21 protein-coding genes and 1 tRNA gene are annotated in these 21,030 nt (G+C 64.3%); 8 read left to right on the plus strand and 14 right to left on the minus strand.

The features are described 5' to 3' along the window. Positions 1–2: 2 nt before the first annotated feature. The 7 genes from bioD to rbcL form a co-directional block, all read right to left on the minus strand. A complete protein-coding gene (gene bioD / locus ACFR99_RS00570) occupies positions 3–701 on the minus strand; it encodes a dethiobiotin synthase (protein ID WP_390283259.1) in 699 nt (232 codons plus the stop codon). Next, on the minus strand, positions 698–1,921 hold the full coding sequence (locus tag ACFR99_RS00575) for an aminotransferase class I/II-fold pyridoxal phosphate-dependent enzyme (RefSeq protein WP_390283261.1): 1,224 nt from the start codon (positions 1,919–1,921) through the stop codon (positions 698–700). The genes bioD and ACFR99_RS00575 overlap by 4 nt, the downstream gene beginning before the upstream one ends. Before the next feature lie 147 nt (positions 1,922–2,068). After that, positions 2,069–3,121 carry a Gfo/Idh/MocA family oxidoreductase gene (locus ACFR99_RS00580; RefSeq protein ID WP_390283263.1) on the minus strand — a complete coding sequence of 351 codons (1,053 nt, stop codon included), beginning with the start codon at positions 3,119–3,121 and terminating at the stop codon, positions 2,069–2,071. 27 nt (positions 3,122–3,148) lie between these two features. Continuing rightward, on the minus strand, positions 3,149–4,252 hold the full coding sequence (gene bioB / locus ACFR99_RS00585) for a biotin synthase BioB (protein ID WP_390283265.1): 1,104 nt from the start codon (positions 4,250–4,252) through the stop codon (positions 3,149–3,151). Between the two features lie 67 nt (positions 4,253–4,319). After that, the gene (locus ACFR99_RS00590; protein ID WP_390283267.1) at positions 4,320–5,846 is read right to left on the minus strand and encodes an amidase; all 1,527 of its coding nucleotides are present in this window, start codon (positions 5,844–5,846) and stop codon (positions 4,320–4,322) included. Positions 5,847–5,959: 113 nt separating this feature from the next. Continuing rightward, positions 5,960–6,457 (minus strand): hypothetical protein, encoded by a 498-nt coding sequence (locus tag ACFR99_RS00595; RefSeq protein WP_390283269.1) that lies wholly within the window; start codon positions 6,455–6,457, stop codon positions 5,960–5,962. Positions 6,458–6,574: 117 nt separating this feature from the next. Next, the gene (gene rbcL, locus ACFR99_RS00600) at positions 6,575–7,825 is read right to left on the minus strand and encodes a type III ribulose-bisphosphate carboxylase (protein ID WP_390283271.1); all 1,251 of its coding nucleotides are present in this window, start codon (positions 7,823–7,825) and stop codon (positions 6,575–6,577) included. 272 nt (positions 7,826–8,097) lie between these two features. Between rbcL and ACFR99_RS00605 the strand changes: the two genes are divergently transcribed. Further along, positions 8,098–8,937, plus strand: coding sequence for a hypothetical protein (locus ACFR99_RS00605; protein ID WP_390283273.1), 840 nt, complete (start codon positions 8,098–8,100; stop codon positions 8,935–8,937). 375 nt (positions 8,938–9,312) lie between these two features. Here the strand turns inward: ACFR99_RS00605 and sucD are convergent, their stop codons facing one another. Together sucD and sucC are read right to left on the minus strand one after the other, a co-directional pair. Further along, entirely contained in the window at positions 9,313–10,185 is an 873-nt protein-coding gene (gene sucD, locus ACFR99_RS00610; protein WP_390283275.1) for a succinate--CoA ligase subunit alpha, read from the minus strand. Then, entirely contained in the window at positions 10,185–11,333 is a 1,149-nt protein-coding gene (gene sucC, locus ACFR99_RS00615; RefSeq protein WP_390283277.1) for an ADP-forming succinate--CoA ligase subunit beta, read from the minus strand. The genes sucD and sucC overlap by 1 nt, the downstream gene beginning before the upstream one ends. A gap of 193 nt (positions 11,334–11,526) precedes the next feature. On the opposite strand from sucC, the gene ACFR99_RS00620 reads away from it, so the two are divergent. Then, the gene (locus ACFR99_RS00620) at positions 11,527–12,399 is read left to right on the plus strand and encodes a UbiA family prenyltransferase (RefSeq protein WP_390283279.1); all 873 of its coding nucleotides are present in this window, start codon (positions 11,527–11,529) and stop codon (positions 12,397–12,399) included. Positions 12,400–12,412: 13 nt separating this feature from the next. Here the strand turns inward: ACFR99_RS00620 and ACFR99_RS00625 are convergent, their stop codons facing one another. Continuing rightward, positions 12,413–13,099 (minus strand): RNA ligase partner protein, encoded by a 687-nt coding sequence (locus ACFR99_RS00625; RefSeq protein WP_390283281.1) that lies wholly within the window; start codon positions 13,097–13,099, stop codon positions 12,413–12,415. 102 nt (positions 13,100–13,201) lie between these two features. Here ACFR99_RS00625 and ACFR99_RS00630 point away from each other — a divergent pair, with 102 nt between their 5' ends. From ACFR99_RS00630 to ACFR99_RS00640, 3 genes are all read left to right on the plus strand, one after another. Then, positions 13,202–14,329: an RNA ligase gene (locus ACFR99_RS00630; RefSeq protein WP_390283282.1), complete on the plus strand. Its 1,128-nt coding sequence runs from the start codon at positions 13,202–13,204 to the stop codon at positions 14,327–14,329. Positions 14,330–14,484: 155 nt separating this feature from the next. Continuing rightward, entirely contained in the window at positions 14,485–14,751 is a 267-nt protein-coding gene (locus ACFR99_RS00635) for a DUF5827 family protein (protein ID WP_008012466.1), read from the plus strand. After that, positions 14,748–15,578: an ATPase gene (locus ACFR99_RS00640; protein ID WP_390283285.1), complete on the plus strand. Its 831-nt coding sequence runs from the start codon at positions 14,748–14,750 to the stop codon at positions 15,576–15,578. Before ACFR99_RS00635 ends, ACFR99_RS00640 begins: the two co-directional genes overlap by 4 nt. 7 nt (positions 15,579–15,585) lie before the next feature. Here the strand turns inward: ACFR99_RS00640 and ACFR99_RS00645 are convergent, their stop codons facing one another. Continuing rightward, complete coding sequence (locus ACFR99_RS00645; RefSeq protein WP_390283287.1) at positions 15,586–16,164, minus strand: MBL fold metallo-hydrolase; 579 nt, start codon at positions 16,162–16,164, stop codon at positions 15,586–15,588. Positions 16,165–16,341: 177 nt separating this feature from the next. Here ACFR99_RS00645 and ACFR99_RS00650 point away from each other — a divergent pair, with 177 nt between their 5' ends. Together ACFR99_RS00650 and ACFR99_RS00655 are read left to right on the plus strand one after the other, a co-directional pair. After that, positions 16,342–17,553, plus strand: a complete 1,212-nt coding sequence (locus ACFR99_RS00650) for a helix-turn-helix transcriptional regulator (RefSeq protein ID WP_390283289.1) — start codon at positions 16,342–16,344, stop codon at positions 17,551–17,553. 98 nt (positions 17,554–17,651) lie between these two features. Then, positions 17,652–17,726 (plus strand) — tRNA-Glu (locus tag ACFR99_RS00655). 71 nt (positions 17,727–17,797) lie between these two features. Here ACFR99_RS00655 and ACFR99_RS00660 read toward each other — a convergent pair. The 3 genes from ACFR99_RS00660 to ACFR99_RS00670 are packed head-to-tail and all read right to left on the minus strand — an operon-like array spanning position 17,798 to position 19,983. Then, positions 17,798–18,259: a hypothetical protein gene (locus ACFR99_RS00660; RefSeq protein ID WP_390283291.1), complete on the minus strand. Its 462-nt coding sequence runs from the start codon at positions 18,257–18,259 to the stop codon at positions 17,798–17,800. After that, the gene (locus tag ACFR99_RS00665) at positions 18,256–18,573 is read right to left on the minus strand and encodes a 2Fe-2S iron-sulfur cluster-binding protein (protein WP_390283293.1); all 318 of its coding nucleotides are present in this window, start codon (positions 18,571–18,573) and stop codon (positions 18,256–18,258) included. Before ACFR99_RS00665 ends, ACFR99_RS00660 begins: the two co-directional genes overlap by 4 nt. A gap of 6 nt (positions 18,574–18,579) precedes the next feature. Next, the gene (locus ACFR99_RS00670) at positions 18,580–19,983 is read right to left on the minus strand and encodes a selenium-binding protein SBP56-related protein (protein ID WP_390283295.1); all 1,404 of its coding nucleotides are present in this window, start codon (positions 19,981–19,983) and stop codon (positions 18,580–18,582) included. A gap of 144 nt (positions 19,984–20,127) precedes the next feature. Between ACFR99_RS00670 and ACFR99_RS00675 the strand changes: the two genes are divergently transcribed. After that, positions 20,128–20,859: a helix-turn-helix domain-containing protein gene (locus ACFR99_RS00675; RefSeq protein WP_390283297.1), complete on the plus strand. Its 732-nt coding sequence runs from the start codon at positions 20,128–20,130 to the stop codon at positions 20,857–20,859. Positions 20,860–21,030 lie beyond the last annotated feature (171 nt).

Here is a 21,030-nt window from a genome sequence, read left to right on the forward strand (position 1 = left end):
GCTCACTCGGATTCTACCGGCAGTAACTCGCAAAACGCTGGTGACAGTGCATCGCTGACGCCGAGAGCCATCGCGCTCGGATCCACAGTGTCATCGTCAGTCAGCGGCGGCACCGTCTCGACGGCGTAACCGGTCATCCGCTCGAGTTCGGCGGGATTGGTCCGCTCTGCGACCGTCTCGTCGGCGTACTCGTTGCAGACGATGCCGACGATATCGATCCCGCGGGCCTCGAGGGCGTCGATCGAGAGTGCGGTGTGATTGAGCGTCCCCAGTCCCGACCGTGTGACGACGACTGCTGCAGCCTCGAGGTCGGCGACGAGATCGATCACCTCGCGATCGCCGGCCAGTGGCACCCGTAGCCCGCCGATTCCCTCGACGATCGGGACTGCAGTCGCGTCGATTTCGCGTTCACACGCGGTGTGGATCGCCTCGTAGGAGAGGGATTCGTCGGCGATCTCGGCTGCGACCCGCGGGGCCAGCGCTGGCTCGAGATAGCGCGGACAGGTCGCGGCCTCGGGGTCGTCACAGGCCGTGGCGACGAACGCGGCGTCGTCGTCGGGCGGATGGCCAGTCTGTGCGGGTTTGATCGCCCGTGCGTCCTGACCCGCCTCGCGAAGCAGGCGCGTGAGTCCAGCCGTGATGACCGTCTTCCCGACGCCGGTTCCGGTGCCGACCACGGCGATCGGCTGCGTCGCGGTCACAGGAGCCCGACCTCCTCACCCGCGGCACGGAACGCCTCGAGGCAGGTGATGACGTCGTCTTGATCGTGTGTCGCCATCGGGACGACACGAATTCGACTGGTTCCTTCGGGAACTGTCGGCGGCCGAATCGCCGGTGCGACGACGTCCCGTTCGCGGATGCCATCCGCGAGTGCGAGCGCGTCCTGTCGGTCGCCGACGAGCACGGGCAGGATCTGCGACGTTCCTAACACCTCGAAGCCCATCGTCTCGAGGCCGTCGCGGAGATGCGCGACGTTCTCCCAGAGGCGCTCGCGAACGTCGCTGTGGCGAGCGATATGCAACGCCTCGCTCGCAGCGGCGGCGGCCGGCGGTGCGAGCCCGGTCGAGAAGACGAACGAGCGTGCGTCGTTGATCAGACATTCGATCAACTCCGCGCTGCCGGCCACGTACCCGCCCTGACTGGCCAGCGCCTTCGAGAGCGTGCCCATCTGGATCTGGACCCGGTCCTCGAGACCTTCGGCCTGGACGACGCCGCCGCCGTTCGCGTAGAGGCCGGTCGCGTGGGCCTCGTCGACCATCACCCACGCGCCGTATTCCTCGGCAGCATCACAGATCGCCGTGAGCGGAGCGACGGTGCCGTCCATGCTGAACACCGAGTCGGTGACGATCAGCCAGGATTCGTCGGCCGGCGCTCGGCCGTCCCGTCTCGCCTGCTCGGCGTGCTCTGCAAGCGCCGATCGGAGGCTGGCGGCGTCACAGTGGTCGTAGACGACAGTCTCGGCACCCGACAGCCGACAGCCGTCGATGATACTCGCGTGATTCAACTCGTCGGAGAAGACGACATCGGGCTCGAGCGCCGTGATCGTCCCGACGTTCGCGGCGTAGCCAGAGGAAAAGGCCAGCGCGCGCTCGGTTCCTTTCGTCTCGGCGAGTAGCCGCTCGAGATCCTGGTGGACCATCGTATCGCCGGTGACGAGCCGGCTCGCGCCGGCACCCGTGCCGACGGTCGCGGCGGCCTGCCGAGCCGAGTCCTGGACGCGCTGGTCGTCCGTCAACCCCAGATAGTTGTTCGAGGCAAAGACCAGCGCCTCCGCCGAATCGAGGACGGGCAGGTCGCCGCCCGAGGGCTCGGCGAAGTAGCCCCGCTCGGCGACCCGATCGACGGGCGAGAGCGAGCGTTTCAAATCGTTTTCCTCGAGGGTCTCGAGTCGGTCCTCGAGGTCGAACCCACGGTCGGCCATTCGGCTAAACGGACTCAGCGCCACGGTTTGACTCTCACGATTCGGATCGAGCGGCTGATTCGACTCGTTTCGGCCGGTTTGTGGCTGTTACGCGACGGTTCCGGGCCATCATGTGCATAGGTCTCATGAAAAGTCGTCTCAGCGTCGTCAGAAGCCAGGCATCAATTCGGCGGGGCCGAAGACGCCGTACTCGCCCGCACGATTCCGTCGCACGCCGGCTTTCAGATAGCCCAGTGCGGGCCCGTTGACGTTTGCTTCCATGCTCGTCTCGTCGCCGAGCTGGAACGTGTTCGTCGCGGTCTCGCCATCGAAGGTTCGGCCGGTGACACGCACTGTAGTCGTCGTCGGCTTCTCGTCGTTGTACACGTCGAGGACCCCACCGACCGTGACGTCCTCGGCGTCACAGATACCTGCGCGCTCGAGCAAGACGTCGTCTGCGTGTTCCATGTCCTCGAACTCGATGACACCGTCGTGATCGTCGATGATTTCCTCGATCTCTTCTTCGGAGAGGTCGCGCGCGGTCTCGATGTCGTACTCTGGGAGGTGGGCGATGTCCTCGCGGACGGTGCCGCGGTTGTCCTCGTAGCCGGATTTGAGGCCGACGCCCCAGTGGATGTCGACGTCGGTGACCTCGACGAACGACTGGGCGGCCAGCGCCGCCGCGCCGGTCAGCAGGCCAGGCGTCGCGCCCGCGCCACAGATGAAGGTGATGCCGGCGTCCTCGAACGCCTCGCGGCGATCGTCGAGCATGCCGATCACGCGCGAGCGCTTGAGCACGTCGATCATAACCCCGGAGTAGTCACCCTCGATGAACCGCTCGGCGGTCCGTGGGATGAAGTCGTGCTCGTAGTTGGGCAGCGCGAGCAGGACGGCGTCGATCTCGTCGCCGTGATCGATGATGTCCTGAATCGAATCCTCGCTGGGACGGGCCTGTTCGGAGGCAACGACACCGAGCTCTTCGCCGTGTTGTTTGACGCCACCCTCGGACGCGGCTGTCCCACCGTCCGTCGCGACCTCGTTGTCGATATTGCCCTCAGTTGCCTCGAGCAGTTCGTCGACGTCGAGGCCGTCGAAATCGATCGCGACCCCGTGGCGGTCACACGCCGCGACAGGTGTCAGGGCGTCTTTGTGCTGGCTCACTTCGAGTGCTCGTCGGCCGATACCGCCGGTTCCGAGTACCGCAAACGTAACTTCGTCCATAGTTGTCGTGATATGTAGCTGATTGAATCAGTCGTCGCTCGGTTCTGCGCCTGTACTCGCTGCTGGCTCGGTCGACTCCGCGGCGTCGCTGTGGCGAGCTTTCACCTCGTCGGGATCGAAGTCGTTGGTCTCCTGGTTTGGCTCGAGGCCCGCGCGTTCGATGATCTCGATGTCTTCGCCGGGCGACTGGCCCTCGGTCGTGAGGTAGTCGCCGGTGAGCAGGCCGTCCGCGCCGGCTTCCAGCGGCAGGTGCTGCTCGTCGGGTGCGAGGTTGACCTCGCGGCCACCGGTCAGGCGGACCCGCGATTCGGGATGCAGGAGTTTGTACACCGCAACCGTCTTCACGATCTCTTCGGTCGAGATGTCGGCCCCCTGTTCGTACAGCGGCGTTCCTTCGACCGGGTTGAGGACGTTGACCGGCAGCGAGGAGATGCCGATATCCTGCAACGCGATGGCAGCCTCGACGCGGTCGGTTGGGGTCTCGCCCATCCCGAGGATGACGCCGGCACAGAGGTCCATACCGGCCTCCTTGGCGACCTCAAGGGTCTTCACCCGGTCCTCGAAGCTATGGGTGTCGACGATCTCGGGGAAGTAGTTCGGCGAGGTTTCGATGTTGTGATTGTAGTGGTTGATCCCCTCCTCGGCGAGAATCGCAGCCTCTTCCTCGGTGAGAATGCCGAGGGAGGCGTCGACCTCGAGATCGCACTCGTCGCGCACGAGGCGGATCGACTCGATGACCTCCGCCCACTCCTCGGGCCGGTGTTCCTTCGAGACGCCTTTCTCCGCGACGACGATCCCGAAGCGCTGGGCACCGTCGCGTTCGGCGCGTTTCGCGGCCTCGAGGATCTTCTCCGGGCCGAGGAAGCCGTAGGTGTCGATGCCGGTGTCGAAGTGGACCGACTGCGCACAGAACCCACAGTCCTCGGCGCAGTTGCCCGCTTTCGCGTTGACGATCGAGCAGGCGTCGACCGTGCCGTCACCGAAGTGATCGCGCACGGCCGCACCGGCTTCGGCGAGGACGTCGACCGGCTGGGCCATCAGCGCCAGCCCGTCGGTCCGGTCGAGTCGCTCGCCAGCCACGACCCGCTCGAGTGCGTCGTCGACCGTCTCGTTTCCAGTCTCGTAAACCACACTCAGAATGGCGGTTAACGAGTATATAATGTTTTTGGACGGACACGATTCCGTGATCGTCCGTCGATCACAGGCCGGTTTCGACGCTCTGTTCGAACGCGTGCGCGCTCGAGAGCACCGTCGCGTCGTCGAACTGTTCCCCGATCAGCATGAGCCCGACCGGCAATCCGTCCGCCGTCCCGGCGGGCACCGACGTCGCCGGATGGCCGGTCACGTCGAACGGGGACGTGTTGTGAAGCATGTTGAGCGCGCGGTCGATCGCCTCGAGGCGCGAGATCGACTCGTCGACCTCGTGGGCGGTCTGTGGCGTCGTGGGCATCGCGAGGACGTCGACGTCAGCGAGCGCATCGTCATATTTTTCCGCCAGTTGTCGGCTGAGGTTCTGTGCTTTCGCGTAGTAGTGGCCATGATACTCGTCCGCGAGGTACTCGCCGAGGACGAGCGTGAGCTTCAGCGTCGTGATGTAGTCGTCGGCGTCCGCCCGCCGCGCCCGTCCGAACGCGTCGGCCAGTTGCGTATCGTAGAAGCCCTTCCCGTAGTGGCCGATACCCTCGCCGTCGACCGTCGCGGCCGTCTCCTCGAGGGCGATCGCGTTCCAGATGGTGAGTCCGTCCTGGTGCATCGGCACGGAGACCTCCGTCACCGTCGCGCCGGCGTCCTCGAACGCGGCGAGCGCGTCGCGAACGGTGTCGTCGACACCCGACTCACTGACCTCGTGTCCGAACCCCTCCTCGACGACGCCGACGGTCACGTCCGACGGATCGTCCGAGAGCGCCCCGCGGTAGTCGTCGGTCGGGACGACGCCCTGTCGTGGGTCGAGGTCGTCTTTCCCGGCGATCACATCTAGGACTCGTGCGCAGTCGTCGACCGTCGAGCAGATCGGTCCGGCGTGGTCGAACGACCGGCCGAGACCGGCGATCCCGGTGTACGGAACCAGACTGTGGGTAGGCTTGTGCCCAACGAGGCCGCTCCACGCGGCGGGGATTCGAATCGAGCCGCCCTGATCGCCGCCGATGGCGACGTCGACGTCGCCGTTGCCGACGGCTGCTGCCGACCCCGACGAGGACCCGCCCGCGATGTAGTCCGAATCGACGGGGTTCAGTACCGGCCCGGTCGCGGAGAGTTCGCCGCTCCCGGAGAAGGCCATGTCTTCCATGTTGAGTTTCCCGGTAATGGTCGCACCGGCGTCGAGCAGCCGCGTGACGATCGTCGCGTCGGTCGACGGGACGTAGCCCTCGAAGAGCTTCGACCCGAGCGTCAGTTCGACGCCGGCCAGATTGACGTTGTCTTTGAGCCCGACCTCGTAGCCCGCGAGCGGTCCGTCGTCCGCGCCCCTTACTTCGCACTTCGTGACGAAGGCGTTGAGCGGATCTTCGTCGGGCCCCGGTCGGTAGCCGGGATCGCGGTCGGTGTATTCGACGCGGGGTCGATAGTCAGGCAGTTGATCCAATCGCTCGTAGCCCAGCAGCGCCTCAGCGATGGCGGCTTCGAAGTCTTCGACCTCCTGATCGGTCAGGTCGATGTGATGGCGTCGTGCGTATTCGCGGATCTCCGCCGGCGTCGGCGGCTGGACGTTTGGTGGCGATTCTGACATACAGTTGTGTGCCTCGATACCAATAGACAAAAGGGTTCGCCGGAACGTCGACGCTCGAGGGTCGATCAGATCCCCCGCCGAGTGGTGGAAATCGTTTCTATTAGCGACCGCGATCAGCGCCGCTCGTCGAAAAACGCCTGGAGCAGCGGGTACCACGCGCCGAAGACGGCCCCGAACGTCGACAGCCCGACGAAGCTCCCCCAGTGGCGCACGGGAACCGGATACGCGTCCGCCGTGATGAGTCCGAGCAAGAACGGGCCACCGTAGGCGACGACGGTCACCCAGAGCACGACACCGTATGCGAGACCCACGCAGGCACCGAGAAACGGACTTCGGTCGCTCTCGGCGAGCGGTCGCGGGACGTATCGCCCTCGCGAAAGCCGGGTGACGAGCGCGACGAACGGTCCGCCCGCGACGAGGCTGTGACAGAAGACCAGCGTCCACTCGTTTACCACCCCCTCGAGTCCGTAGACGTCTGCCACCGACCGAAGACTGCCGGTCGCGTGCAACACGCCGCCAAGCGCCGCCCCGGCGATCAGGGCAGTCGTCACCGCGGTGAGGACTTTCGTCGGCGACGGACTGCCACCACGACGTGACTGTCTATACGCCATTACTGTATCTCTCAGCTAGATTTATATGTATTTATCTGAATTCTAGAAGAATGTCTAGTTACATGAGTGTTACCGGATCCGTCGGCGAGGTCGCGAAACGCGCCGAACCCGACGGCGTCACCGTGGCGTCTCTGCCCCCCACTTCTCGAGGGCCGTCGCCAGTTCCGGGTGGTCGTCGGCGTAGTCCTCGAGTGACTCGCCCGCCATCGACGCGTCGACGGACTGCCGGAGCGCTTTTGCGCCCGCATGGGTGCCGTCGGGGTGGCCGTGGACGCCGCCGCCGGCCTGGACGATGATGTCGGTGCCAAGCGCCTCCAGCAACTGATCGACGACGCCAGGGTGAAGCCCACCTGAGGCAACCGGGAGCACGGGTTTCAGGCCATGACACTCGCCGGTGAGCCAATCGTTGATCCCCGGCGTGTCCTCGTTTGCGAGTTTGCCGAGTCCTGCAGTGCCGGTGTGGATGTGATCGACGCCACAGAGCCGGGCGATCTGTGCGATGACCCGCATCGAAACGCCGTGGTGCTCGAGTCGATCGAAGGCGGCGTGCATCGCACGATGGGCGTGGATCGCCAGGCCGTGGTCCTCACACCGGTCGCGGACGCTCTGGACGGCCGCCCAGCCGCAGGTAATCACGTCGACCATGACGAAGCCGCCGCCGTGTTCGGCCACCAGATCGACGCGCTCTAACATCTCGGCGGTCTCCCCGGTCACGTTTACGAGGTAATCCTTGCGCTCCCCGGTGGCTTCCTGTGCGCGGTCGCGAGCCGCGAGGCTCTCCGTCAGGCGGTCCTCGAAGGGGTTGAAGTCCTGATCGGTGAGGTTCTCGTCGTCTTTCAGCAGGTCGATCCCGCCGCGCCAGGCCTCCTCGCCGACGCGGGCGTGGGCGTCGGTCGAGAGACCGACTTTGGGTTTCGGGACCGTCGCCAGGACCGGCCGCTCGCCGGCATCGAGCTTCTCGCGGGCGACGCCCGTGCCGAACTGTGGGCCCGGGAAGCCGTCGACGATCGACTCGGGCCAGTGGCAGTCCTCGAGCCGAATCGAGTCGACGGCTTTCATCCCTAGGATGTTCCCCGCGATACACGAGAGGATCTGGGGCATGCTGCCGGTCTCGAACAGCGCGTCGGGGTATGCGACGGTGATCTCGGTGCCGTCGATCTCACAGGCCACCGCGCCGAGGTCCGTCAGTTCGTCTTCGTCGACGTGGAGCGCTGCCCACGTGCCGTTCGAGGACTCGGAGGCGACCCGGCTCGCCGCCGCCTCCATCGACATGTCCGCGGCGGGTTCGATCGTAAACTCACAGGTCAGATCTGTCGCCGCTGGCTCGTACCCGAGGTCCAGAAAGTCGTCGTACTCGATTCCAGTCATGGTACCGGATCGCATTCACCGCGCCAACTAATAGGGTTTGTGCCGATCGCCAGCTGGCCGGGATCGGGAAGGCAAACGCAGTTTTCCCGCACCAAGTCCGATTCGCTGGATCGACTGCTTCGTTGCCGTTCGACTGGGCGTTTGTCAACCTTCGCACCCGCCATCCCCCGCTGACGGCCAGTAGACTAATACGTCATCGATGTAATTTGACTGGACTGAAAAAATTCCAAAAATTAAAGTCTCGTGATAATCCACTACTACAGAGCGAGCGCATGACAGATAGTACGATAGACACACAAGCGGGCGACGCCGGGTTCGACGTGGGCTCGAGCGACGACCTGTTCGGGGAGATCGAATCGGACGTCGAGTCGGGGGACGAGCCGCGGGTCGAGACCGGCGACGAGGACGATACCGACACGATCCTCGCCGACGAGAGCCCGGACGATATCATCGCGAGTGCGGACGAGCCCGATCCCGAACCCGATACGCCGGTCGATGCGGACCTGCTGGCCGACGATGACGAACTCGCCGATCTCCTGCTCACCGGCCGCTCGAAGGACGACGACGGCGAGTTCCTCTGGATCGATCCCGATGCCGACGAGGGAGAACAGGAGACAGACAGCAGCTCCGAGACGGACGAGTCGGCCACGAGCGACACCGACTCACCGTCCTCGAGCGAAAACGACACTGAAACCGACGTCGACAGTGAGGTCCCCACCGACGACGCTACGACAGCGTCCGCTCCCGACGCGACAGACACGCCTGCTGACGAGCCACAGACTGCGTCCTCGCCATCGACGGCCGACACCGAGGAGAACGACAGTTCCGCGGAGCGACCGGTCTCGAGTGACGACATCCCCGGGGACGACGGCATCGAGAGTGACGAAGACGACTCTATCGATGGTGACGATGACGAACCCGTCGAGAGTGATGACGACGGCTCCATCGACGCCGACGAAGACGACTCCGTTGACCAAGCATCCGAACTGGGAGATGACTCCGCTGCGTCCGAATCCGCGACGGGCGACGACGCAGCAGCTAACTCGGATCGTCCCGACGACGCGACTGGCCCGCTCTCGAAACTCCGCAAAACGTTGGGCGGACTGCTCTAGGAACCGCGCCTACGCATAGTCGAGCGTCTCCCCTTCCCATCTGCTCGCTTACGGATCCGGGTGCCACGCGAGTCCTTCTCTCCGAACCGTGTACGGGCGCTCGCCGCACTCGGGACAGCACGTGCCGCCGCCGGGTGTGTCGGCCCGATCCGGAATCGTATGTTCATTTCCGCAGTTGTCACACTCGAGCCACGCAGGCATGCCTGTCGGTACCAGGAAGTCGTCTATGATCCTGCTGCAAGCGAGCGTCGGGTCATGGCCGCCATACCGGTGACCGGACACGTTCGTGACGCGAGCGCGATCGAACCGAGCGAACGGAGAGGCGGTCAGTCAGAGTCGTCGAGTCAGAACCGCCTCGAACGCTCCTCGACTGCGTTAGTTGAGGAACTCTTCGATGTGGTCGGCGACTTCCTCGGGGGTGTCGCCGACGGGGACGCCGGCGTCGTTGAGTGCCGAAATCTTGCTCTCGGCGGTACCGGTGCCGGAGCCGGAGACGATCGCACCGGCGTGGCCCATGCGCTTGCCCGGCGGCGCGGTGCGGCCGGCGATGAAGCCGGCGACCGGCGTGTCGACGTGCTCGTCGATGAACGCGGCTGCCTCTTCCTCGTCTTCGCCACCGATCTCACCGCACATGACGATCGCGTCGGTGTCGGGGTCGTTCTCGAACAGCTCGAGGGCGTCGACGAAGTCGGTGCCGATGATCGGGTCGCCGCCGATGCCGATGGCGGTCGTCTGCCCGATGCCACGGTTGGTCAGATTGTCGACGACCTGGTAGGTCAGGGTGCCCGAGCGGGAGACGAGACCGACGTTCCCCTCCGAGAAGATGTTCCCGGGGAGAATGCCGAGTTTGGCCTCGCCGGGGGTGATGAGGCCAGGACAGTTCGGGCCGATAAGTCGCGTGTCGGTCTCGGTCAGGCGCTTGTTGACACGGGCCATGTCCTGGGTCGGGATGCCTTCCGTGATCGCGACCGCGAGGTCGAGGCCCGAGTCGAGCGATTCGAAGATCGCGTCGCCGGCAAACGCCGGCGGGACGAAGATGACCGAGGTGTCGGCGTTTTCTTCCTCGACTGCTTCGTGGACCGTATCGTAGACCGGCACGCCGCTGACTTCCTGGCCGCCCTTGCCGGGGACCGCGCCGGCAACGACGTTGGTGCCGTACTCCATCATCTGTTCGGCGTGGAACTTGCCTTCCCCGCCGGTGATGCCCTGTACCACGACGCGCGTGTCGTCGTCGACTAGTACGCTCATTATTCGCTCACCTCCTCAGCGTACTCGACAGCACGCTGGACCGCATCCTCGAGGGTCTGTTCGACCGTCACGAGGTCCTCGTTGAGAATTTCCATACCTTCCTCCCAGTTGGTGCCGGCCAGTCGCACGACGACTGGCTTGGGAATCTCGTCGAACTGCTCGAGTGCTTCGTTGATCCCTTTGGCGACCTCGTCGCCGCGGGTGATGCCGCCGAAGATGTTGAAGACGACGCTCTCGACGTTGTCGTCGGAGAAGACCATGTCGAGTGCGTTCGCGATCCGGTCGGCTTTCGCACCGCCACCGACGTCGAGGAAGTTGGCTGGTTCGCCGCCGTAGTAGTCGACGAGGTCCAGCGTCGTCATCACGAGGCCGGCACCGTTGCCGATGATCCCCGTGTTGCCCTCGAGGCGGACGTAGTCGAAGCCGTACTCGTCTGCCTTCTGCTCGAGTTCGTCGCCGCCGGCGGCTTCCTCTTCCATCTCGGCGAGTTCGGGCTGGCGGAACAGCGCGTCCTCGTCGATGTTCATCACGGCGTCGGCCGCGATGACCTCGTCGTCGGAGGTGACCATCAGCGGGTTGATCTCGGCGTCGGCGCCGTCCTTGTCGTCCCAGAGCTGATAGAGCGTGGTGAGCACGCTCGAGACGTCACGGGCGACCGACTGGTCGACACCGGCGTCGTAGACGGCCTTGCGGGCCTGGTAGGGATGCATCCCGAAGGCGGGGTCGATGTGCTCGCGGGCGATTGCGTCGGGATCTTCCTCGGCGACCTCCTCGATGTTGACGCCACCCTTGGTCGAGACCATCGCGACGGGCTTGCCCTCGCCGCGGTCCATCGTGATGCCGACGTAGAGTTCGTCGGTAAAGTCGACCGCTTCCTCGACGAGGACGCGGTCCACGTGGTAGCCTTTGAGATCCATTCCGAGAATGGATTCGGCTGCCTCGCGGGCTTCGTCTTCGTCGTCGGCGAGTTTGATCCCGCCGGCTTTCCCTCGACCACCGACCTGTACCTGCGCCTTGACCGCGACTGGATAGCCGATCTCCTCGGCCGCGGTGACGACGCCATCGACGTCGGACGCCAGCTGCGAGTCCGGCGTCGGTACCCCGGCATCGGCGAAGACCTGCTTCGCCTGGTACTCGTGTAATTTCATACCATTCGAAGGGCCGTTCCGCCCTTGCTTAAATCCTGCCAGTTTCCGCTCGCTACTGGCCCCCATGGAGCCATATTCGCGCATATATAACGATTTATCGCCATATCTATCCGTTGCGCGACCGGTGCCACTGTCCGCCATCCGACACAGCATTCAAACTTCGGCTGTCCCTACTTTGGGCAAGGGCTCCCTCGTGACCAACCCGAGCACAATCCGTCGTCCTTCGGGGTGGGCGTCGTCGATCACGACCGCGCTCCGATTGCTGGTCCACAGTAACCTCTTTATCTCACTGGCGACCGTCAGCGTCGTCGTCACCACCGTTGTCCTCGCGGAGCTTCCCCTCGAGCCCCTGCCGCTGTTTATCGTCTTCGCGGCGACAATGTTCGTCTACACCGTCAACCGGTTTACCGATCTCGAGGAAGACGAACAAAATGTTCCGGATCGCGCGGCGTTTACGAAGCGGTACGGCCGCGTCTGGCTGGCAGCCGGAATCGCGCTCTACCTCGCCGCGATCGGGAGCGCCGTCGCGCTCGGACTCTCGGGGGCTGTGTATCTGTTGCTCCCGCTTGCGGTCGCACTGCTGTACTCCGTCGGCGGCGTCAAACAGATCTTTCTCGTCAAGAACCTCTTCGTCGGGCTCGCCTGGGGCATGCTGCCGCTCGGCGTCGGCTACTACTACCAGCAACTCTGGACGCTCGAGATTCAGTTCGTCTTCGCCTACGTGACGGTCATGATCACCATCGCCGCGGTGATCTTCGACGTCAAAGACATCGAGGGCGACCGCGAGGAAGACATTCCGACGGTCCCGAACCAGTTCGGCCCGCACGCGACGCGCGTCTGGTCGCTGGTCGCGACCGTTGCCGTCGCCGCGGCGGTCGTCGCTCTCGTGGTGGCGGACGTGGTTCCACAGCGATTTCTCGTCGTGCTCGCGATGAACGCCTACGTCTGTGCGTACATTCCGTTCGCGACACCCGACCGCGGCCCGCTGTACTACGGGTTCGTCGTCGACGGCGAACACGTCTTCCTCGCCGCGGTCGTGCTCGCACTCGAGTGGCTCGTCTGGTGACGTGGTGGTGTGATCACTCGTCGTCCGTGGCCCCGGTCGCGCGCAGGTACTCCTCGAGCAACGTCGGGAACTGTCCGCCACGGACGTAGCGCAGCCCGAACTCGTCGGCCCACGAGATGATGCCCCGATCCTCCGTGACGACGCCGGCATCGAGTTCGCGCGCGAGAATGAGCAAGTCGAAATCTTCGCGGGAGTCGAGCACGCCCTGCCGGAGCGCGCGGCGATACTTGTCACGCAGATTCGACAGGACGCGATCGGCTTCGGTCATGTATGCCTCCCGTTCGCCGTCATCGGCGTCTCGCGTGAGGTCGTCCGGATCGAGCTGTTCGACCTCGCGGATGGCCTCTTCCGAGACCCGCAGGCCGCGGTCGACCCGGTCGCTCATCTCGTCGATGAAGTTGTAGACGACGTTCGCAGGAATCGTGACGCCGTAGCGGTCGGGGCTCTTGCGGACGACCCAGGTGTCGAGCCGCGAGAACACGGTATCGTCGACGTCGCGCTCGCGCAACATCGTCCCCAGTTCGTCGTGGATCGACGGCGGCACGTAACAGGAGATGTTGAGTTCGAGACGTGCGGTCGCCACCAGATCGAGCAGACGGAGCACGGCCGCCTCGAGCGACTCGTCGTCACGACGGATCTCCTCGGTGATGAACAGCGAGGTATCGAGGACGAACCGCTGGCGCGGGAGGTCACCGGACATACGTCTCGATTGGACCGTGAGCTACATAGGCCTCACCCCGGTTCCGACGAACTGAGCGGGGCCAACCCGGTGTTTTTGACGGTCAGCGGTGTGAGTCGATGTATGGACCGCGACGCGTACCTCGAGCGCCTCGGTGCGACGACCGACGAGTCGGCCGATCTCTTCGAGCACTTCGAGCAGCGGTCGTTCGACGGTCGAACGTATCACGTCCTCTCGGACGCACGCCACGGCCTCGAGCGCGGGACCGTCATCGTCGAGGACGCCGATGCCATTATCAGGGGGTATCCGAGCATCCCACGGCTGCTCGTGCTCGAGCCGGGGGTCCAATCGTTCTTCGAGGATCGCGAGACCGTCGTCGTCGAGGAGAAACTCGACGGGTTCAACGTCCGGATCGCGGACGTCGGCGAGCCGCTTGCGTTTACCAGAAGCGGCTACATCTGTCCGTACACGACCGCGCGGGCGCGGAAACTGCTGTCGCTCGAGGCCTTCTTCGACGAGCATCCGGAGAAGACCCTCTGTGCCGAGCTCGTCGGGCCGGAGACACCCTACACGACCACCGACTACGAGGGGATCGACACCCACGACTTCCGTGTCTTTGGCGTTCGCGACCGCGAGACGGGCGAGCCGCTTCCCGTGGCCGATCGTCGTGCGATCTGTGAGATGTACGACTTCAACCAGCCGCGGCTGTTCGGACGGGCACCGCCGGAATCCGCCGCCGAGACCGTTCGCGACGCCATCGATGAACTCGACGCGGCGAGTCGGGAGGGCGTCGTGATGAAATCGGAACCCGGTGATGCGATGGTCAAGTATACGACCGAAGCCCAGCACCACGACGAACTCGCCTACGCGTTCTCGCTGCCGTTCGACCACGGCCGGGATTTCGTCTTCTCGCGGCTCATCCGGGAGGCGTTTCAGGCCGCCGAGTTCGACGAAGACGAGGATCGACTCCAGGAGCGCGCACACGACCTCGGTGAATCGATCCTTCGACCGATGGTCGAAGCCATCCAGGACGTCGACGACGGCGAGACGATCGGCCACCGACACACGGTCAGGGGCGACGCTGAATCGATCGACGCACTCTTCGACCACCTGCACGACCAGTCGATGACGATTGATGTCGAGGCCGACCGTCGCGAAGACGGCGAGCGCGTCGTCGAGTTCGTCAAGGTGGCCGAATCCAGCCGGGACCGCATCAAACACTACCTCGAGGGGGGCACGCGAGACGAGTGAGACGGTTTGGTGTACCGGTTTACCGGTACAACCGCAGGGCGGTCGCGGTTGCACCGGTACTGACGTACAGTAGGCCGTATGGCGCTGGGTCACATCACCGCTCGCGCTCGAGCGCGAACGAACCCTTTAGGCACCGGCCGCCGGTACGGACGTGTATGCCCGTTCCCAAATCCGAGTTCGAGAACCTCCCGCCGTGTGACTTCTACACGCCGGCGGAGCTGCTCGAAGACGACCAGATGTACACCGTCTACGAGATCGCACGACTGCTGCAGGGTCTCGAGCCCGATGCCGATATCGACCGCGAGACCGAGGACATCCTGCTCGACTGGGCGATCCCGTGGATCATGACCAACGCCGACGACCTCGTGGTCGCCGAGCCCCGCGACGAGGACGAACCCGGCTACTACGGCCTGAAAGAATGATCCTCCTCGTGGTCGGTGCCGACCGCGTCGACGCCGGCAAGACGACGTTTTCGGCCGGCCTGCTCGAGCGCACCGGCGCGGTCGGCTACAAACCCCGCGCCGGCAACGACTTCTGGTTCGACCACGACGACTGTCGACGCGCCCTCGCCGATGGGCGACTCTACGGTAAAGACGCGGCGCGGCTCTCGGCGGCCGACGGCCGCGACCGACCGCCCGAACGGCTCAACCCCGTCCATCGGCTCTGGCAGCCTAGCCCCGGCGGCGGCAGCGGCCTCCTCGGCCGAAACGACCGCGAGTTCGTCGTCGACCGGATCGGCCGTGATCCCGGGGATGCGCTGTTCGTCCGCAACGCGACCGTCGAGATCCCGGATTCAGTCGCTGACGCGCTCCCCCTTTCAGACGCCGTTCCCGTCGAAACCGTCGCGGAGTTCAACGACCTCGCCGAGCGGGAGTACGTCCCGGCGTTCGACCGCCTGGCGACCGAGATCGAGGACGCCGATGTCGCCGTCGTCGAGTCCTACAGCGACATCGCACTGCCGCTGTCGTCGCTCGATCCGGCGCAGGTCGCCGCCGTCGCTGCCGTCGAGCCCGGCCGCGTCCGCGTCTACGACGGCGACCGCTACTGTCGAGCCTGCGAGATCGCCAGCTCGAGCCCCAGGGACGGGGCCATCGAGAAGCGCGTCCCTGACGTCCTCGACTATCTCGAGCCGCTCGCGCGCGTTCGACTGCCTCCTCTTGGCAAGGCAGACCGGGACGATCCCGCGCGGATCGCTCGCGCGTACGCGGACGCGTACGATTCACTTCTCGACGCCGCTGGACGGGTCTGACGCTCGCTTACGCCTGGCAAGCCATCTGCGCCGAGAGTTCGACGTGCCCGTAGGGCTCGCTCGTCACGCTCGGTCCGTGGCCCGTGTGCATCTCTTCGAGGTCAGGATCGATCCACTCGAGCACGCGGTCGATGCTCTCGATTAGCGTCGGCCGATCGCCTTCCTCGAGATCGGTACGGCCGAAACTTCCGTTCTGGAAGATCAAATCGCCCGCGAACAGCACGCTCGCGTCGTCCGAGTAAAAGCAGAGGTGGTCGTTTTTGTGCCCGGGCGTGTGGAGCGCAACGTAGTCGTGATCTCCCAGCTGAACCGTCTCCTCGTCCGCGATCGCGTGGTCGACGCCGTCGACCGCGGTGTCGTACCCCCAGGCGTCGACATCGAAGGCGTCTTTGACTGCCTCGAGGTTCCCGACGTGGTCGCGGTGCGTGTGGGTCAGGATAACGGCCTCGAGGTCGTCGACGCGCTCGGAAACGGCCGCGACGACGTCGAAGTTCGCGCCCGTATCGACGAGGACGGATCGCTCGCCGGTCACGAGAAAGACATTGCTGGTAAACGCCTGCACACCCTGTGCGAGATTCGAGATCATGAGCCCTGCTACACAGTCGATCGATTTGTGGGTGTCGACACAGGTCAAGCGTGACGGGAACCGCCGCAACCGAGCGAGACGGTACTCGTCGCACGTGTACAGCCACTATCGGCCGTTTCTGCCATCCGTCTCGCTATTCACAAGCATTTTTAGCTCCGACACGTAGTGGGTAGACGAATGAACCGGCCGGGCACCGTCGGATTCGTCGTTCTCATCGTCTTGACGCTCGTTGCCGGGGTCAGCGGACCGATCGCGGTGGCCGACACCGGGCATGCCGCTCCGCCGGCCGCGGAGACACAACCCACGGCGATAGCCACCCCGCCGGATGAGAGCCAGTTCGCCATCCAGGAGCGACAGAGTTTCGACAACACGACGTTCGAGATCGTCGTTCACGAAAACGGCAGCGCGACGTGGACGTTCCGATACAAACAGCGGTTCGCAAACGAAGACAACGCGACTGCTGCCAGGGAGAACTTCAACGAGTGGCGCACGGAGTTCGAAACCAACGAGACGGATCTCTACGAAGAATTCACCGACCAGTCGGAGCGAATGGTCGAATCCGGACAGCAGGAGACCGGTCGGGAGATGGAAGCGACGAACTTCCGCCGCACCACACGGATCGAAGATCAGTTCACGGCGACGGGTGTCGTCGAAATGTCGTTCACGTGGGAAAACTTTGCACTCGTCGACGGCGACCGAATCGTCGTCGGCGACGTCTTCGAAAACCTCCCGCTCGGCCCCACCCAGACGATCGTGATCGAGGCCGGCGGCGATCTCACGTTCCAATCGATCGAGCCCTCCGATGGACAGTACGCCGGCAGTTCGCTCGAGGACGCAGCGTCCGTTTGGTGGGATGGTCCGCGAGAGTTCATCGACGGCCGCCCCCGGGCAGTGTTCGACCGCCCCGGAAGTGAGGATACAGGATTGATCACGACGATCGGCGGCATCGGTCCCGGCTGGTATCTCCTCGGAGCCCTCTTCGGGCTCGGCCTCGCCGCCGCAGCCGTGATCTGGTATCGACGGTATGGACCCGGGGCCGGGGCCGGTGAGCCAACCGACAGAGACTCCTCCGTCGAAGCCGAATCGCCACAGCCCGCGCCAGCCCCAGTCGACGCGGCTGACAAGTCCGCCGCAGACGCTGACTCGGTCACCGACGAGGAACTCCTGACGGACGAAGACCGCGTCGTCAAACTCATCCGCGAGAACGGCGGCCGGATGAAACAGGTCAACATCGTCGAGGAAACCGGCTGGTCGAAATCCAAGGTCAGCATGCTGCTCTCGGATATGGAAGACGACGGCACCATCAGCAAACTCCGCGTCGGCCGCGAAAACATCATTAGTCTCGAGGGCTTCGAGCCCGAGGCCACGAAATCGCCGTTCGAAGAGTGAGAACTGACAGTCACTCTCGTGCGACTATTTCCCACTCCGCTATCGAAACGGAATCCTTAAACATAACACCGCTCTACGATTGAGTGAAGACGAAGCCCGCTCCGATGGTGTAGTCCGGCCAATCATATTGCCCTCTCACGGCAATGACCAGGGTTCGAATCCCTGTCGGAGCATTTTCCCACTTTCAGACCTTCTACCGGAAGGTTTCGCTCCCCGAAAACCGGTTAAGTTACGTCGGTGAGCATCAAACTCGTCTCAAGTGTGGCCGCTCAGGTCTCGCTATTTTGTTGTAGATCGTTCGATCAATAATCCTCAAATAGATAGATCTCCCTGAAATCTGAATCGGCAACTCACAGGTACCGCAGTCCGTGATCGCCGCATCGCGGGTGACAGAGACGACGCCAACGCCGGCTGCTGTGCCGACGAGGGTCGCTGCCGTTTCCTGCGTGGCGGCGAGCGCCAGCGCCGCAGCGCCGAGCGCGAACACGAGAACTGGGAGAGCCGCTCGCCCCGGCGACCACGGAAGTCGGTCGCACGCGCCCAAGACGAAACCGCCGCCGAGCAGACTGACAAGGACGACGCCAGCGACGACAAGCGGGAAGGAGAGACCCGTCGCGGCGGTGGTCGCGCCGTGGGCGGTCGCTGGCGTCGACGGGAGGGCGACACCGAGTGCGGCAGCGGCCGCGCGTCGGGCGATCGAACTCATTTCCACGGATTCGGCACGAGGTCGGCCTGCATCTCCGCACCCACCTCGATCCGACAGTCGGAGCGTGGTTCGGCCACACAGAGCAGAACGTAACCGTCCTGGCGGTGTTTGGGTTTCAACCCCCGCGGCCGTTTGACGTGGACGAGGTCTCCCTCCAGCAGGCGTCCAGTGCAGGTGGCGCAAGCACCGTACAGACAGCCGTAGGGGACGCCGAGGCCTGCACGCTCAGTAGCGTCGATGACCGTCTCGGCCTCCCGGACCTCGACGGTGGCCTCCCGGCCGTCGCGCCACTCCAGAGTGACTGTGTGGGGCATCGGCAACTACTGCCAGACGTCGCTGGTACAGTCGCCACCGGGCCAGCGAATCTCGTGGGCGCGGGCCGGGCCGCCGGGGGCGTCTCCGAAGTCGACGACGAACTCCTCGTCGAGTTCCATCCGCCCCTCCTCGGGGTACACGTCTGCTTTCATCATCAGCGACCCCTGTTCCCCGATTTCTGGGTAGAACTGGTTGTCCCACGAGGAGAACAGGGAGGTGGTCCAGTAGAGCCGTCGGCCGTCCCGGGAGAGTTGGAGCATCTGGGGCGCGCCGCGGACGTCGTGGCCGCCGACGGACCGGCGCTCGGCGAAGTTGCCCCCGACCCAGCACTGGTCGACCAATCGCGGGTTCCCCGTGTCGCTGATGTCGTACATCCGCACGTCGCCATGGAGCCAGTTCGAAAAGAACATGTATTGGTCGTCGAGCGATAGGAGGATGTCCGTCACCAGTCCCGGCACGGGCATGTCCCAGTCGGGATGTTCGCGGTCCTCAACGTCGATGACCTTTTCCCACTCCCAGCGGCCGTCCTCCGCCTCCCAGAATCGGAGGATGTTTGAAGAGAGCGCGGCGCCCACGTAGCCCTCAGTCTCCTCGGGGTTGTGGGGCATCCGGATCTCAAGCGGGATGAGCCCCTCCTCGCCGAAGGTCAGCGTCTGCTGGTGTTCTTTTGTCTCCCAGTCCCAGACGTGGATGCTGTCGCCGTACTTACCGTCTTCGACGTCGTCCAAGTCGAAGCCCGGGTAGTAGGTTTCCGGCGCCGCCCACTCCGTCGACAGCATCACGCCGTGACGGGGCTGATACCAGTAGTCGTAGTTCATCTCCATGTCGCCGCGGTCGATCTCCCAGTGGCCGTCGATGGAGAAGTCGTCCTGGTCGAGCTGGAGGAACCCGCCCGGGAGTTCGCCGTCGGCGTTCCCGAGCATACTGATGACGATTTTTCCCTCGGGAACGCAGTGGACCGTGTGCGGCGCCGAGAGGTCGTGCTTGAACACCTCCTCCGGTTCGATGACCTTCTCGATTGCCGGGCTGCGCGGGTCAGAGGCGTCGATGATGTGGATGCGCGAGGAGCGCTGGCCGGGGACGATCAGATGGTCCCGGACCAGCCCCTCGGCGTGGCAGGAAGAGGAACAGGTATTCCAGCCGAAGTGGTGGAGTTCGTCGCCCTTATTCGGCATCTCGACCGTGTCGATCAGTTCGCTGTACGTCTCGGAATCCGGGTCGACATCGACGACGCCGACGAAGTCGGGTTCGTCCACGTCCATGCCGACCCGGAGCCCCATGACAAAGGCAGTCTTCTCGTGTTCCGACTCGGTGCGCATCGCCGCTGGCGTCGGATACCCCGGCCCCTCTACCTCGTGATGTTCGTGCCCATGTGCGTCGGTCGACTGATTGGGTTCGTCGGTGCTCATGGTATGTGCCAACATGGCCAATACCCACATAAATAATAATTAGGTTGTCGAAGGACAATCCACACCTGTGGAAATCCTTTTGCGCTCGTCAGCGGAGTTCGATGGTGTGTTGTCGAGTCCCTATGACGAACCGGAGGATGCGTGATGCGCGAATTCACGTTCAGCATCGACTACGAGGCCGGCATCGATCCAATGATGGATGTGTTCATCGACCATCCGTCGCTCGTCGCACGGGGATTACACGGTTGTGTGAACGACGAAGGCTTCTGGCGCATCGAGCGTCTCAGCGGGCCGACGGCGGCGCTCGACGCTGCCGAACGGCTCCACCTCGACGAGGACGCACGAACGGAGTCGGTGACCGAGACGGACTGTCTCACCACGGGACACCACGAGATCCTGGAGCGATCCGACGAGGAGCGGGTGTTCTACACATACGTCGAGAGAATCAGCGGCGGCAAATCAATCCAGATGCTCGCCGGTCGGTATCTCCCGCGAGGGTCGCTTCTCTGTTCCCGCCGGCTGAAGGGCCGGCACAAGTGGCGCATCCTGATGCGGTCGGACGAGAATATCGGCCTGCTCTACGACGCCCTCAGCGCGAACTTGCGGTCCGAACTCTCCTTCCACATGGGTCACCTCCGCGACGCCGACCGATGGGGACACGACTCGCTCGGGAGGGTCTCGCTCGACCCCGACCAGCGGACGGCGTTACGCGCGGCCGCCCGCCACGGGTACTACCGGGCGCCGAGCGAGATCACGCTCGACGAACTGGCGTCGAAACTGGACATGCCACGGTCGACGCTCTCGTACCGACTGCGACGCGCCGAAGAACAGCTCGTCATGGAGTACTTGAACGGCGTGTCATCTACCCACGAGTAATTGCTCGAAAGCCCCATTTCGGAGATTAACACTTCCAATTCCCGGTCGAAGGGTCTCGTTCGAGTCGGCTATCACATGAGGGGCAGCATCACACTACTGTCTCAGAACTATCGGATGAAAATCCTCACAGAGGGATGACATAATCGATCGTGCACCATCTATCGTGGCGAA

Origin of the sequence: Haloarchaeobius amylolyticus, assembly GCF_042678045.1 — an archaeon.
Lineage (GTDB): Archaea > Halobacteriota > Halobacteria > Halobacteriales > Natrialbaceae > Natrinema > Natrinema amylolyticus_A.